Raw genomic sequence first — 14989 nt, 5'->3', positions numbered from 1 at the left:
CATCTGGCGGCCAATCACGGCCGCCAGACTGACTATCCGGCAGGTGGCCACAGGCGTCTGCCATTCTGCTCGCGTCTCCCGTTACTCATGGTACCGGCTAATCATGGCGTTGGCGTATCTCCCGCGGTCGCTGGCGGTGACAGCAGCCAGATGCTGCGGCGGGTATCAATGCTGACTCCAGCATCTTTTTTTCCCTCAGGCGCCCCGGTCAGCAACGGTGCGAATCCCGCCTGCCTGATAGCCGCATGATAACGGGGAGAACCGATAGCCTGCTCGGCCTGCAGCATTAGCGGAATCAGCGGGCTGCTCTCTCGCCCCATGGTTTTATAAGGCCAGGGTCTGGACTCATCCAGATACGGAGCCATGAAATCCAGAGCCGACAACAGGCTGCTGCCTTTGGGGGTACGATACTGCCACAGGTTATCGCCGTACTTCCCTGCCACGGTCGCCATCAGGCTAACAGCCTGCAGATTGAAGCCGCTGTAATGGAACGACCGGGTACGCGCCAGTTCCTCTGGTTGCGAACCATCCGCCGCCAGCTGATGGTCGAGCTTCTGGCGCTGCAATGCCGCCATCGCCTTCACCGTTTCAGACTGGCCCAGATAGGCGGCGATACCCGCCACCTGCACCGTATACCAGCTGCCATGATTATTCTTTGCCGAGGCTTCCTGCTTGCCGTTATGACTGGTCAGCAACCAGTGTAGGTAGTCCGTCATCCACTGCCGCATCTGCTGCTCGTCACTGGCGCCCCATCCCGGCGCCTGCCGCAACATGACCAGCGCATCCACGATACGAGTAGCGAAGAAACGGCCGTCGAGCACGCCTGCGCCCCGCCCGTCGTTTCTGCCCGGAATGGCCTGCGCATAATTCAGGTTAGGGTTCATACGCGTTTCAGGAGTGATAAACCAGGTGCGAATCATGGAAATGGCTTTGCCGGCATATTCGGGGCGGTCCGAAAAATACCAGGCCAGCGCCAGTACACGCACCTGATCGGTAAACGTCGCCAGACGGATAGCATCCGTCTCCTCACCCTTGGTCGCCGGGTTCACCTTGCCGTCATGTCGAATCCAGGGTAAGCCGTCTTTCTGCTGCGGATCAGGCCACCAGTAAGCCGCCAAACTCAAATAATCATGACGGTTGCCGCCGGGCGGCATTGAAAGTTTTTGAGTAACCGATAGATCAGGTTTTTTCATGGCGCTATCCGCCGCCCGCAACAACTGCTGATAAGCAAGCTGCATCTGCGGCGGCGCGGTCTGGCTGCGCAGTTGCTGTTTTACCTGGGCAAGTTTGTCTGCCTGTAAAAATACATAAGCAGAATTGTCGTTTTTAACACTGACCGCGTCGGCAGAGGCCCCCAGGCCCCACAGCGAAAGCGTCATAAGAAAAACCATGCCATACCGCATTATTTGCCCCTGTTCATGCGGTCATGATTTCCCATACCGACACGGGAAATGGAAACCGCGCATTGGAAAAAATCTATCAGTCAATCAGGTTTGTTAATAAAGCCGGTTCGCTTCCAGAAAATTTTCTCCGCCGATCTGGTTCATCTGACGCAAAATCCATTGCTGACGCCGCATGACGTAGCCGGACGGTTTACTGGCGCGATAGCGGATAGGATTCGGCAACACCGCCGCCAGCATCGCCGCTTCCGATGCCGTCAGCCGGCTCGCCGGTTTATTGAAGAACTGACGCGATGCGGCCTCTATGCCAAAAATTCCGGGTCCAAACTCGGCAATATTCAGGTAAACCGTCAGAATACGACGTTTGGTCCATACCAGCTCAACCGCCGCCGTCAAACCGGCCTCCAATCCTTTACGCAACCAGCTGCGCCCGTCCCACAGCAGCAGGTTTTTTACCGTCTGCTGCGACAGCGTGGATGCGCCGCGAATACGATTCTCGTGTCGCTCGTTATGTTTGAGCGCCGCCGAAATCGCGTCGAAATCAAACCCCCAATGCTGGGGAAATTTCTGATCTTCCGCTGCAATAACCGCCAATGGCGCCACAGCGGCGATCTCATCCATCGACACCCAGTCCGAATGGGCCACATACGCAAAATCGCCGCTCAGCCAGGCGCTAAGCTGGCGATCGATCATCACGGCGGAAAAGGGTACGGGCAAAAATGCAAACAGCAGGATCGCCGCGACCCACAACGCAACGACGCCAAAGAAGATGCGCAACACCCAACGCCGGATACAAGCGGCTATTCGTCCTACCGGGCCTTTCCCGAATAGGCCTGCTGACCTCATTCAGCCAGTTCCAAAACACGCGCCACCAGTTTCTCAATTCCGTTGGCGGCTTCACCAATCGAGTTCGCCAGCATGTAAGCCGGAGTCGTCACCACCTTGTGTACAACGTCAACGACAATGTCATCTACCGGGCATTTCACGTGCACGCCACCCATCGCTTCTATCGCCTGCGCAGTCCCTTCATCGTTACCAATTGTAAGCTGCACAGAGGTATCAAGCAGTTTCGGTAACATGGCGGGGGCGATGCAAATAAACCCTATTGGTTTATTTTTCTTATGAATTTCACGGGTAAGTATTTTCAGTTCGTTATCAATCTCACAGTCGGCTCCACGGGTGGCGAAATCGCTCAAATTTTTTGCGGCACCGAATCCGCCGGGGACAATCAGCGCATCAAGCTGTTGGGGATCCGCGCTGGATAATGGCTGGATTTTCCCACGAGCAATACGCGCTGATTCCGCTAAAACATTGCGTTTCTCACCGGTAACCTCACCGGTCAGATGATTAATCACATGTAGCTGTTCTTTGTCCGGAGCAAAGCAGACAGCTTCGGCACCGGCACGATCGATTGCAAGCAGAGTCAAGACAACTTCGTGAATCTCTGAACCATCATAAACTCCACATCCGCTGAGTACGACACCAACTTTTTTCATCACTCATGCCTCATTTCATTACATCAACTAATTGATTTTTTGATTGACAAACACTAATCTACATCACACATTTTAATGATTCTTGTAACAAACGACGCCATATTTGCTATGGTGTGTGTTGCCAGAAGATGGGATTTCAAAAACGCTTGCGTACCAACAACATCTGAGATTGAACGCAGGTGTACCGCTTTCCCTGGTGTTGGCGCATAATTCGCGCACCCCGGCCTCGGTCGGGGTCATTTTTTTTCAGCCTCCGAAACCCAGTCTTTCAATACCTGCACATCCTGCTGCCAGTCGTGTTTCAACTCGTCAATCCACTCCTGCACGTTGTCCCACCATGCCGGTAATGTCGTGGTCTGAATCTGTTGCGCAACCTGTTGCAAATGCTTGAGCCCCACCGAGCCCGCAGCGCCTTTGATTTTGTGTCCCTCTTCCGCAATGCCTTTCTGGTCGCGGGCGGTCATGTTGGAATCCAGAATCGCCAGATAGCCGGGCATCATCTGCTCGAACATCGCCAGGCTCTGATGAATCAGTTTCGGCCCCACCAGCGTCAGGTACTGCTCCAGCATCGGAATATCCAGCAGGCGGTCCTGCAGCGACCCGGAGTCCACCGTCGCGGCTTCCGGTTCCGGCTGCGCATGATGATCCCAGTATTGCTGGATTACCGCCGTCAGCGCCGGCACCGCCAGCGGCTTACTCAGCACGTCATCCATGCCGGCGTCCAGATACTCTTTTTTATCCTTGAGCACATTCGCCGTCAGGGCGACCAGCGGTGGCATCGACTGCCCGGCATAACGCTCGCGCAGTTGGCGCGCCACATCCAGACCGGTCATGTCCGGCAACTGGATATCCAGCAGCACCAAATCAAATTCATCCGGATCGAACATATCCAGCGCCGCCTGACCGGTCATCGCCACTTCGACGCTGCTGCCCAGTTTTTCCAGTACCGAGCGCGCCACCACCACGTTCAGTTCGATATCTTCCACCAGCAGCACATGCAATGCCGGCAGCGGCAGCTCATCCTGCTCGTCTTCATCAGACTCGTCATCACGCACCACCGGCGCCGTCACCGTCAGCGCAAAACAGGAGCCCTTGCCCAGTTCGCTGGTCACCTGAATATCGCCGCCCATGCTTTGCGCCAGACGCTTGGAAACCGCCAGCCCGATGCCGGTGCCGGTAGCCGGTTTGCCGCCGTGTTGGTCCTTGACCTGGTAGTACATGGAGAAGATTTTCTCCAGCTCGTCGGCCGGGATCCCCATGCCGGAATCCTCCACCTCAAAACGCAGCCGGTCGCCCTGCTCATGCCAGACCCGCACCACCACCCGGCCCTCACGCGTGAATTTCACGGCGTTGCTGAGCAGGTTCCACAGAATCTGGCGCAACCGGGTACCGTCGGTGACGATGGTTTTCGGCAACGGCTGATGCAGTTCCATCTCAAGCTGTAGCCCCTTGGGCTGGGCCAGCAGTCCGCCCAGATTTTCCAGATCCACCACAAAGCCGACGAAATCCATCGGCTGGTTATCCAGTTGGACCTTGCGCCGCTCCTGCTTGTCCATTTCGATGATGTCGTTGAAAATATTGCCGAGCGTGATGGCGCTGACGTGGATGGTTTTCAGGTATTTTTGCTGCTCTGCGTCCAGATGCGTGTCGAGCAGGATACGACTCAGGCCGACAATGCCATTAAGCGGCGTACGAAGCTCGTGGCTGATCGTAGAGATGAAGGTAGTCTTTTCCCTGCTGGCGTTCTCTAACGCGTCCTGGTAGCGCTTACGCTCGGTAATATCGCGTCCAAACCCCATCAGGCCGTGTCGCTTACCCATGCGGTCGTAAAACGGCACCTTGCGCAACTCGAAACAGGCTTTGCGGCCATCCGGATAGACCAGCCACTGCTCATAGGTCAATGAAACGTTGTGGCGAAACACCTTCTCATCCGTTTCCATGACTTTTTCGGCAATATCGGGCGGATAAACATCTTTTGGCGTCAGGCCGATCAGCTGCTTCTGGCTTTTGCCAAGCAGCAATTCCATCGCCCGGTTGCAGCCGGAAAATTCTTTGTTTTCATTGCGGTAGTAAACCAGGTCCGGCGAAGCGTCGAGAAAAGAGCGCAACAGCGCCGACTGCTGTTCCAGCTCAACCTGCGCCTGCTCGCGGCGCGCCATCTCTTCACGCAGTTTGGAGACCATCAGCAGGCGGGCTTCCTCCGCCTTGATGCGATCGCTGATTTCCTGATTAAGCTGGGCGATATTGCCCTGCAACTGTTCGTTCAGTTCCTGATCGCGATGACGCATCTCTTCCAGCTTGGCCACCAGCCGCGACAGCCGCTGACGCGACTCTTCAAGCTGCTCCACCACCACGGACAGGAAGTACACCGCCCAGGGCGTGATCAGTAAGCCGAAAAAGATAGAACGCACCACGTCGATGTTTTCCACCTTGCCGGTGAGCAGCAGCGTCACCGCCATCTGCACCACCAGCGCCAGTAAAACCAGCGCTGACGCCAGCAGCAGGGAAAAACGAACCAGCCCCAGTTTAACCATTAAATCAACGTAGTACTGCGCCAACAGCCTGATTTGCCTCATAGCGGTGTTCCTTAATCATAAACCCGCAAATCATACCGTAAAAAAATCGTGTGCGCGGTAAATGAGCGGTCAATTTGCGAGCCGCCGCGGAGGTTAGATTGTTGAGTAATGAAACGGCTGCCCCAGCGCGGAACCTTGCGCGCCATGCTGTTGCAGGTAGTCGTGAACGCCGACCATGCCGGTCCAGCGATTTTCGCACCACAGCGGCGCCAGCAGCGTCGGCCGCCGGGCGCTGGCGGAAATACGGTGATAGACAATGCCGGGCGGGGTGTGGCGAATCATCTCGCCGGCAATCGATACATAACGCGCCAGCGACAGTTCCGGTAGCCGGCCGGCTCCCCAGGCTTTTGCCATTACGCTGCCGGTCACAATGTGCAATGGGTGCAGCTTGATGCCGTCCACGCCGGCTTCCACCACCTGCCGCAGCGTCGACAGGCAATGCTCGTCGCTCTCGCCGGGCAAGCCGACAATCAGGTGGCTGCACACGTTGAGCCCTCTGCCGCGCGCGCGCTGTGCGGTCTGCCGGTAACAGGCGAAATCATGCCCGCGATTGATGCGCCGCAACGTTCGGTCATGCGCGCTTTGCAGCCCCAGTTCCAGCCAGACTTCATAGCCTTGTTCGTGATAGTCAGCCAGCAGGTCCAGCACCGTATCCGGCACGCAATCCGGCCGGGTGCCCACGCACATCCCCACCATATCGGCCTGCGTCAGCGCCTGCCGGTACATGGACGCCAGCACCTGCACCTCGGCATACGTGCTGGTATAAGCCTGGAAATAGGCCAGATAGCGGCGGGCGCGATTGACCTTGCCGGCCTGCGCAGCCAGTTGTTCGGCGATGCTGCGCTGCTGCATCTGTTCGTCGGCGAACGACGCCACATTGCAGAAGGTGCAACCGCCACGCCCCAGCGTGCCGTCGCGGTTCGGACAGCTAAATCCCCCGTGCAGCGTCAATTTATGGATTTTTTCTCCATAACGACGCTGAAGATCGCCACCAAACATATTGATTAATTTTTGCAATTGCATATTCTGATTCTTCATTTCACAAAAAATCAGCCTACCTTTAACGCCTATTAACGGCGATGACCCCGATCAATACGCTCCGGTTTATATAACTGCATGTTTATTCGTTTTTATTGAAAATAAAATCACATCTTTTCTGATTAATTTTTCTTATCTGCGGGGTTCATTCCATTAAAAGATGACCGTAAAATGAAAAACAGTGTCATAAATTAAAAAACTCTCACCAGACAGAATAAGATGCCAGTAAGTCACATTATCGCAGCATGCAGCGACAAAAACCCGCCGTTAGCATAGTGATACAGCTCACAGTTAGACTAATACCCCCACCTTGCCAACGTCTTATTTTTATTAATTAAATCCTTTTATTTCATAAACATAAGTAAATATTATCCCTAAAGTGCTTACCCGCTATGGAGATTTGACCTGAACAGGGTTTCTCGCTAATTTGGGAATCCGCTGGAAGCTTTCCCGACGAGTCAACGTCTCGTCATATTTATGCAGTAAGAAGAAGACTCCCTCATCAAGCAAGCACACCACTTGTGAGACCTTACGAGAGGCCAGATAAAAGAGAGCGGCGCACACCACTGATGTCAAATTGGCGCAGTGAAGGGGTCGCTCGCGGTTAGCGCGCGGTTAACACGCAATTTAATAAGCGCCCGCATTCTGGTGGTGGCATTGGCGATGAGGAAGTCATACAGAGCCTGGGGAGGTTCACTGAGATATGTTGTACGATGCATCCCATGAAAGAGACAACTGTGGTTTCGGATTGATCGCCCATATAGAAGGTGAACCGAGCCATAAAGTCGTGCGGACGGCGATTCACGCCCTGGCCCGCATGCAACACCGTGGCGCGATCCTTGCCGACGGCAAGACCGGCGACGGTTGCGGCTTATTGCTTCAGAAACCCGATCGTTTCTTCCGCCTGGTCGCCGAAGAACACAACTGGCGTTTGGCCAACAATTACGCGGTCGGCATGCTGTTCCTCAGCCGGGATGAAGAAAAGGCTCGGGCCACCCGTCGAATTGTCGAAGAAGAACTGCAGAATGAAACCCTGTCCGTACTCGGCTGGCGCGAAGTGCCGACCAACCCGGACGTGCTGGGCGAGATCGCGCTCTCTTCTCTGCCGCGCATCGAACAGATTTTTGTCAACGCCCCCGCCGGCTGGCGTCCGCGTGATATGGAACGCCGCCTGTTTATGGCGCGCCGCCGTATCGAGAAGCGCGTGCAGGATAAAGATTTCTATGTGTGCAGCCTCTCCAATCTGGTGAACATCTATAAAGGTTTGTGCATGCCCACGGACCTGCCGCGGTTCTATCTGGATCTGGCGGACCTGCGTCTGGAATCGGCTATCTGCCTGTTCCACCAGCGTTTCTCCACCAATACCGTGCCGCGCTGGCGTCTGGCGCAGCCGTTCCGCTATCTGGCGCACAACGGCGAAATCAACACCATCACCGGTAACCGTCAGTGGGCCCGCGCCCGCGCCTACAAGTTCAAGACGCCGCTGATTCCCGACCTGCTGGACGCCGCGCCGTTCGTGGACGAAAGCGGTTCAGACTCCATGTCGCTGGACAATATGCTGGAGCTGTTCCTGGCGGGCGGGATGGACATCGTGCGCGCCATGCGTCTGCTGGTGCCGCCGGCCTGGCAGAACAACCCGAACATGGACCCGGAGCTGCGCGCCTTCTTTGACTTTAACTCCATGCACATGGAGCCGTGGGACGGCCCGGCCGGTCTGGTGCTGTCCGACGGGCGCTACGCGGCCTGTAACCTCGACCGTAACGGTCTGCGTCCGGCGCGCTATGTCATCACCAAAGATAAGTTGATCACCTGCGCCTCCGAAGTGGGCATCTGGGATTACCAGCCTGACGAAGTGGTGGAAAAAGGCCGCGTCGGCCCGGGCGAACTGATGGTGATCGACACCCGTACCGGCCGTATCCTGCATTCGACCGAAACCGACGATGACCTGAAAAGCCGCCATCCGTACAAAGAGTGGATGGAGAAAAACGTCAAGCGTCTGGTGCCGTTCGAAGAGCTGCCGGACGATCAGGTCGGCAGCCGGGAGCTTGATGACGCGCTGCTGGAAACCTACCAGAAACAGTTCGGCTACAGTAACGAAGAGCTGGATCAGGTTATTCGCGTGCTGGGAGAAAACGGTCAGGAAGCGACCGGCTCCATGGGCGACGACACGCCGTTCGCCGTGCTGTCGAGTCGTCCGCGCATCATTTACGATTATTTCCGCCAGCAATTCGCGCAGGTGACCAACCCGCCGATCGACCCGCTGCGCGAAGCGCACGTGATGTCGCTCGCCACCTGTATCGGTCGTGAGATGAACGTCTTCTGCGAGGCGGAGGGTCAGGCTCACCGCCTGAGCTTCAAATCACCGATCCTGCTCTATTCCGACTTCATTCAGTTGATCAATCAGGATCCCGAGCACTATCGCGCCGAAAAGATCGATATCACCTTCGATCCAAAACAGCGTTCATTGCAGGACACGGTTGAAAAACTGTGCGACGAAGCGGAATACAAGGTGCGCGCCGGAGCAGTGTTGCTGGTGCTGACCGACCGCGGCATCGCGCAGGATCGCCTGCCGGTGCCGGCGCCGATGGCGGTGGGCGCGATTCAGGCTCGCCTGGTGGAAAAGAGCCTGCGCTGCGACGCCAACATCATCGTTGAAACCGCCAGCGCCCGCGATCCGCACCATTTCGCCGTGCTGCTCGGCTTCGGTGCTACCGCGATTTACCCGTATCTGGCCTATGAAGCGCTGGCCCGTCTGGTGGATAACCACACCATCGACAAACCGTACCGTACCGTGATGCAGAACTACCGCAACGGCATCAACAAGGGCCTGTACAAGATCATGTCCAAGATGGGGATCTCCACCATCGCCTCCTACCGCTGCTCGAAACTGTTCGAAGCGGTCGGTCTGCACAACGATGTGGCGTCCCGCTGCTTCCAGGGCGTAGTGAGCCGCATCGGCGGCGCCAACTTCAGCGACTTCGAGCAGGACCTGCAAAATCTGTCCAAACGCGCCTGGCTCAAGCGTCAGAAGCTCGATCAGGGCGGTTTGCTCAAATTTGTCTACGACGGCGAATACCACGCTTACAACCCGGATGTGGTGAAAACGCTGCAAACCGCGGTGCACAGCGGCGACTACCACGATTACCAGCAGTACGCCAAACTGGTGAACGAGCGCCCGGCGTCCATGCTGCGCGACCTGCTGGCGCTGCAGCCGCAGGAAGGCGCGGCTATCCCGCTGGAGCAGGTCGAACCGGATTCGGAACTGTTCAAACGCTTCGATACCGCCGCCATGTCCATCGGCGCGCTGAGCCCCGAAGCGCATGAGTCGCTGGCGGAAGCCATGAACAGTCTGGGCGGCTTCTCCAACTCCGGCGAAGGCGGCGAAGACCCGGCGCGTTACGGTACCAATAAAGTATCCCGTATCAAGCAGGTGGCTTCCGGTCGCTTTGGCGTCACCCCGGCCTATCTGGTCAATGCCGACGTTATCCAAATCAAGGTGGCGCAGGGCGCCAAACCGGGCGAAGGCGGCCAGTTGCCGGGCGACAAAGTCACGCCGTACATCGCGCGCCTGCGTTACTCCGTACCGGGCGTGACCCTGATTTCACCGCCGCCGCACCATGATATTTATTCGATCGAAGACCTGGCGCAGCTGATTTTCGACCTGAAACAGGTCAACCCGAAGGCGATGATTTCGGTCAAGCTGGTTTCCGAGCCTGGCGTCGGTACCATCGCCACCGGCGTAGCGAAAGCCTACGCCGACCTGATTACCATCGCCGGTTACGACGGCGGCACCGGCGCCAGCCCGCTGTCCTCGGTGAAATACGCCGGTTGCCCGTGGGAACTGGGTCTGGTGGAAACACAACAGGCGTTGGTCGCCAACGGCCTGCGTCACAAAATCCGCCTGCAGGTGGACGGCGGCCTGAAAACCGGTCTGGACATCGTGAAAGCGGCGATTCTGGGGGCGGAAAGCTTTGGCTTCGGCACCGGTCCGATGGTGGCGCTGGGTTGTAAATACCTGCGTATCTGCCACCTGAACAACTGCGCTACCGGCGTGGCAACACAGGATGACAAACTGCGCCGCGACCACTATCACGGTCTGCCGGAACGTGTGGTGAACTACTTTACCTTCATCGCCCGCGAAACCCGCGAGCTGATGGCGGAACTGGGCATCAGCCGCCTGGTGGACCTGATCGGCCGCACCGATCTGTTAGTCGAACTGGACGGCATTACCGCCAAGCAGAACAAGCTGGATCTGTCGCCGTTGCTGCACACCGTGACGCCGCAACCCGGCAAAGCGCTGTACTGCACCGAGGGTAACCCGTCGTTTGACAAGGGCCTGCTGAACAAAGAACTGATCGCACAGGCTCAGGCGCATGTCGACGCCAGACAGAGCAAAACGCTCTACTTTGACATCCGCAACACTGACCGCTCCGTCGGCGCGACCTTGTCCGGCGTCATCGCGGAAAAACACGGCGATCAAGGGCTGGCGAGCGATCCGATCAAAGCGCATTTCACCGGTACAGCCGGCCAGAGCTTCGGCGTGTGGAACGCCGGCGGCGTTGAGCTGACCCTGACCGGCGACGCCAACGACTACGTGGGCAAAGGCATGGCTGGCGGCATTATCTCCGTGCGTCCGCCGGTCGGTTCAGCCTTCCGCAGCCACGAAGCCAGCATCATCGGCAACACCTGCCTGTACGGTGCGACCGGCGGTAAGCTGTTCGCCGCAGGGCGTGCCGGCGAGCGTTTCGCGGTGCGTAACTCCGGCGCCATCACCGTGGTGGAAGGCATCGGCGATAACGGCTGCGAATACATGACCGGCGGTATCGTATGCATCCTGGGCCGTACCGGCGTCAACTTCGGCGCAGGCATGACCGGCGGCTTCGCCTACGTGCTGGATGAGGATGGCGAATTCCGCAAACGCGTCAACCCGGAACTGGTTGAAGTGCTGGATGTGGAAAACCTGGCGATTCACGAAGAGCATCTGCGCGGGCTGATTACCGAGCACGTCCAGCACACCGGCTCGCAACGCGGTGAGGAAATCCTCGCCAACTGGCCGGTCTGGGCATCGAAATTTGCGCTGGTAAAGCCGAAATCAAGTGATGTGAAAGCGTTGTTGGGTCATCGTAGTCGTTCCGCAGCGGAGCTGCGGGTACAGGCGCAGTAAGAGGTCATCATGAGTCAGAATGTTTATCAGTTTATCGACTTACAGCGCGTTGATCCGCCCAAGAAACCGCTGAAGATTCGTAAAATCGAGTTTGTTGAAATTTACGAGCCGTTCTCGGAAAGCCAGTCCAAGGCGCAGGCGGATCGCTGCCTGGCCTGCGGCAACCCTTACTGCGAATGGAAATGTCCGGTTCACAACTACATCCCGAACTGGCTGAAACTGGCCAACGAAGGCCGGATCATTGAAGCCGCGGAGCTGTCTCACCAGACCAATAGCCTGCCGGAAGTGTGCGGCCGCGTCTGCCCGCAGGATCGTCTGTGCGAAGGGTCTTGCACCCTGAACGACGAATTCGGCGCCGTCACCATCGGCAATATCGAGCGCTACATCAACGATAAAGCGATCGAGATGGGCTGGCGTCCGGACGTGTCGTCGGTACAGCCGACCGGCAAGCGTGTGGCTATTATCGGTGCCGGCCCTGCCGGGCTGGCCTGCGCCGACGTGCTGACCCGTAACGGCGTGAAGGCGGTGGTTTATGACCGCCATCCGGAAATCGGCGGTTTGCTGACCTTCGGTATTCCTGCTTTCAAGCTGGAAAAAGAGGTAATGACCAAACGCCGCGAAATCTTCACCGAGATGGGTATCGAATTCCAGCTTAACACCGAGGTCGGCAAAGATATTCAGTTGAGCGACCTGCTGACGGAATATGACGCCGTCTTCCTGGGCGTCGGCACCTATCAGTCGATGCGCGGCGGGCTGGAAAATGAAGACGCGCCGGGCGTATACGATGCGCTGCCGTTCCTGATTGCCAACACCAAGCACCTGATGGGCTTCGAAACCGGCGAACAGGAACCTTACACCTCGATGCAGGGCAAGCGCGTCGTGGTGCTGGGCGGCGGCGATACGGCGATGGACTGCGTGCGCACCTCGATTCGTCAGGGCGCGACGCACGTGACCTGCGCCTACCGCCGTGATGAAGAGAACATGCCGGGCTCCAAACGCGAAGTGAAAAATGCGCGTGAAGAAGGCGTGGAGTTCCGCTTCAACCTGCAACCGCTGAGCGTCGAAATCAACGGCGCCGGTAAAGTGTGCGGCGTACGCATGATTCGTACCGAACTGGGTGCGCCGGATGCCAATGGCCGCCGTCGCCCGGAAGCGGTTGAAGGGTCTGAGCATGTGCTGGAAGCGGATGCTGTCATCATGGCGTTCGGTTTCCGTCCGCACAAGATGGCATGGCTGGCGGAGCATGGCGTGGATCTGGATGCACAGGGTCGCATCATCGCACCGGAGCAGAGCGACAGCGCTTTCCAGACCTCAAACCCGAAAATCTTCGCTGGCGGCGACGCGGTGCGTGGCTCCGACCTGGTGGTCACGGCGATCGCCGAAGGCCGCAAAGCGGCTGACGGCATCATGAACTATCTGGAAGTGTAATTGCTTTCAGGATATCCCAAAGGCGGCTCAGGCCGCCTTTGGCTTTTCTGGTTGGCGATCGATCGGGTATTACGCTTTATGTAAATCAATGACATCCTGTTCAGTCATCATTGGGGTTTGCTGCGCAAAGTCGTAATAATCAGGCTTATTATCAATATAGATTTGCGAAACCAGTCGTTTTTGTCCGTCTGAAAATAGCCCCGCCGAAAGCGAGTAGATCTCCGGTTCAAGCAACCGATAAAACAGATGAGTCCCGCATGTACGGCAGAACGCGCGCTCCGCCCAGTCGGAAGAGCGATAAAAACCGATATGCTCTTTCCCTTCAATCACCACATCATGCTGAGACTCAATCGCCATCAACGGTCCACCGCCCCATTTCTGGCACATACCACAATGGCAGACGTAAACATCATGCGTACATGACTCAGGGACCGTTATGGTTACCGCACCGCATAAACAGCGGCCTTGACTGGTTTTCATCACATTCTCCTTCGGTTAGACACGACACTGACAATGGATAAACCCGTTGATACACAGCAAAGTACGTTACTGTTACTACTTTTCTTCCAACCAATAAAAAAGGCACAGTGATGTGCCTTTTTTATCAATCGCGATTATTTGACCACACGTAGAGAAGGTCTGCCGCCTCTCGGCGGCTGCGGCGGCTCGTCATCCGGCTGCTCGTTCTGCGAAGAGGGTGGTTCGTTGTCCACCACCGATATCAGCGTCGGTTTGGACTCATCTTCGGTTTGAGGCTGCTCGCCAAACTCTTCGACGATTTCGTAGGCCGGCTCCGGCTCAAACATGGTGCCCGCGCCATTTTCCCGGGCATAAATCGCCATGACCGAGGCCATCGGAACGAACACCTGCCGGGGAACACCACCAAAACGCGCGTTGAAACGTACGCTGTCGTCAGCCAGTTCGAGATTTCCCACCGCACGCGGCGCAATATTCAGGACAATTTGCCCATCGCGGGCAAACTCCATCGGCACCTGCACGCCGGGAACGGTCACATCCACCACCAGATGCGGCGTCAGCTGGTTGTCCAGCAACCAGTCATAAAAGGCCCGTAATAAATACGGGCGGCGCGGAGAGAGCTGAGACAACGTCATGCCATTACCCTCTGGATTGCAACCGGATTTCGCGCTCAGCTTCAGTCAGGGAAGCGAGGAAGGCATCGCGCTCGAACACGCGCGTCATGTAGCCTTTCAGTTCCTTGGCGCCGGAACCGCTCAATTCAATCCCCAACAGCGGCAGACGCCACAGCAGCGGTGCCAGATAGCAATCCACCAGACTGAATTCTTCACTCATGAAATACGGGGCTTCGTTGAAAACCGGGGCGATCGCCAGCAGTTCTTCACGAAGTTGCTTGCGCGCGGCCTCGGCATCCTGTGCATTGCCATTCAGGACGGTTTTCATCAACGAATACCAGTCCTGTTCAATCCGGTGCATCATCAGGCGACTGTTACCGCGCGCTACCGGATAGACCGGCATCAACGGCGGGTGAGGGAAACGCTCATCCAGGTATTCCATGATGATACGTGATTCATACAACGTCAGCTCACGGTCAACCAGCGTCGGTACGGAACCGTAAGGATTGAGGTCGATAAGGTCCTGCGGCAGATTATCCATGTCCACCTGTTCAATCTCGACACTCACCCCTTTCTCGGCCAGTACGATGCGGACCTGATGGCTAAAAATGTCGGACGGACCGGAAAACAGCGTCATCACCGAACGTTTGTTGGCAGCGACAGCCATGAAAACCTCCAAGTTATCGAAAAAATACGGCGAACAACCGATCGAATAGGATCCTGCTGGCCTTGCCGCGTTTGGACTTCCCCGCGGGGAAAGCGGACGACATCCGTCGTTCTGTTAAAATCACTTGCT

General features: G+C 56.9%; 10 protein-coding genes. 2 read left to right on the top strand and 8 right to left on the bottom strand.

The genetic code is table 11. The features are described 5' to 3' along the window. Positions 1-101 precede the first annotated feature (101 nt). The 5 genes from DXX3274_RS02305 to DXX3274_RS02285 form a co-directional block, all read right to left on the bottom strand. The gene (locus DXX3274_RS02305) at positions 102-1403 is read right to left on the bottom strand and encodes an alginate lyase family protein (RefSeq protein WP_042858354.1); all 1302 of its coding nucleotides are present in this window, start codon (positions 1401-1403) and stop codon (positions 102-104) included. A 93-nt stretch (positions 1404-1496) separates the two neighbouring features. Further along, the gene (mtgA, locus tag DXX3274_RS02300; protein ID WP_050569787.1) at positions 1497-2246 is read right to left on the bottom strand and encodes a monofunctional biosynthetic peptidoglycan transglycosylase; all 750 of its coding nucleotides are present in this window, start codon (positions 2244-2246) and stop codon (positions 1497-1499) included. Next, positions 2243-2896, bottom strand: a complete 654-nt coding sequence (elbB, locus tag DXX3274_RS02295) for an isoprenoid biosynthesis glyoxalase ElbB (RefSeq protein WP_042858353.1) — start codon at positions 2894-2896, stop codon at positions 2243-2245. Before elbB ends, mtgA begins: the two co-directional genes overlap by 4 nt. Before the next feature lie 236 nt (positions 2897-3132). Further along, entirely contained in the window at positions 3133-5472 is a 2340-nt protein-coding gene (gene arcB / locus DXX3274_RS02290; RefSeq protein ID WP_042858352.1) for an aerobic respiration two-component sensor histidine kinase ArcB, read from the bottom strand. 93 nt (positions 5473-5565) lie between these two features. Beyond that, positions 5566-6495, bottom strand: coding sequence for a TIGR01212 family radical SAM protein (locus DXX3274_RS02285; RefSeq protein ID WP_042861806.1), 930 nt, complete (start codon positions 6493-6495; stop codon positions 5566-5568). Positions 6496-7213: 718 nt separating this feature from the next. On the opposite strand from DXX3274_RS02285, the gene gltB reads away from it, so the two are divergent. After that, positions 7214-11674 (top strand): glutamate synthase large subunit, encoded by a 4461-nt coding sequence (gene gltB / locus DXX3274_RS02280; RefSeq protein WP_042858351.1) that lies wholly within the window; start codon positions 7214-7216, stop codon positions 11672-11674. 9 nt (positions 11675-11683) lie between these two features. Then, the gene (locus DXX3274_RS02275) at positions 11684-13102 is read left to right on the top strand and encodes a glutamate synthase small subunit (RefSeq protein WP_042858350.1); all 1419 of its coding nucleotides are present in this window, start codon (positions 11684-11686) and stop codon (positions 13100-13102) included. A gap of 69 nt (positions 13103-13171) precedes the next feature. Here DXX3274_RS02275 and DXX3274_RS02270 read toward each other — a convergent pair whose 3' ends face one another. The 3 genes from DXX3274_RS02270 to sspA form a co-directional block, all read right to left on the bottom strand. After that, positions 13172-13582, bottom strand: coding sequence for a GFA family protein (locus DXX3274_RS02270; RefSeq protein WP_042858349.1), 411 nt, complete (start codon positions 13580-13582; stop codon positions 13172-13174). Between the two features lie 134 nt (positions 13583-13716). Then, positions 13717-14214, bottom strand: a complete 498-nt coding sequence (gene sspB / locus DXX3274_RS02265; RefSeq protein WP_042858348.1) for a ClpXP protease specificity-enhancing factor — start codon at positions 14212-14214, stop codon at positions 13717-13719. Between the two features lie 4 nt (positions 14215-14218). Further along, complete coding sequence (sspA, locus tag DXX3274_RS02260) at positions 14219-14860, bottom strand: stringent starvation protein SspA (protein ID WP_024104257.1); 642 nt, start codon at positions 14858-14860, stop codon at positions 14219-14221. Positions 14861-14989 lie beyond the last annotated feature (129 nt).

It is taken from the genome of Dickeya sp. NCPPB 3274, assembly GCF_000406205.1.
Classification (GTDB): domain Bacteria; phylum Pseudomonadota; class Gammaproteobacteria; order Enterobacterales; family Enterobacteriaceae; genus Dickeya; species Dickeya fangzhongdai.
This window is presented reverse-complemented; position numbering and strand designations above follow the sequence as displayed.

Bases quoted from the DNA above. Each gene is read 5' to 3' on its own strand.
- DXX3274_RS02275 (WP_042858350.1), top strand. From the start codon at position 11,684: ATGAGTCAGAATGTTTATCAGTTTATCGACTTACAGCGCGTTGATCCG.
- sspB (WP_042858348.1), bottom strand. From the start codon at position 14,214: ATGACGTTGTCTCAGCTCTCTCCGCGCCGCCCGTATTTATTACGGGCC.
- DXX3274_RS02285 (WP_042861806.1), bottom strand. From the start codon at position 6,495: ATGCAATTGCAAAAATTAATCAATATGTTTGGTGGCGATCTTCAGCGT.
- DXX3274_RS02270 (WP_042858349.1), bottom strand. From the start codon at position 13,582: ATGAAAACCAGTCAAGGCCGCTGTTTATGCGGTGCGGTAACCATAACG.
- elbB (WP_042858353.1), bottom strand. From the start codon at position 2,896: ATGAAAAAAGTTGGTGTCGTACTCAGCGGATGTGGAGTTTATGATGGT.
- mtgA (WP_050569787.1), bottom strand. From the start codon at position 2,246: ATGAGGTCAGCAGGCCTATTCGGGAAAGGCCCGGTAGGACGAATAGCC.
- gltB (WP_042858351.1), top strand. From the start codon at position 7,214: ATGTTGTACGATGCATCCCATGAAAGAGACAACTGTGGTTTCGGATTG.
- sspA (WP_024104257.1), bottom strand. From the start codon at position 14,860: ATGGCTGTCGCTGCCAACAAACGTTCGGTGATGACGCTGTTTTCCGGT.
- DXX3274_RS02305 (WP_042858354.1), bottom strand. From the start codon at position 1,403: ATGCGGTATGGCATGGTTTTTCTTATGACGCTTTCGCTGTGGGGCCTG.
- arcB (WP_042858352.1), bottom strand. From the start codon at position 5,472: ATGAGGCAAATCAGGCTGTTGGCGCAGTACTACGTTGATTTAATGGTT.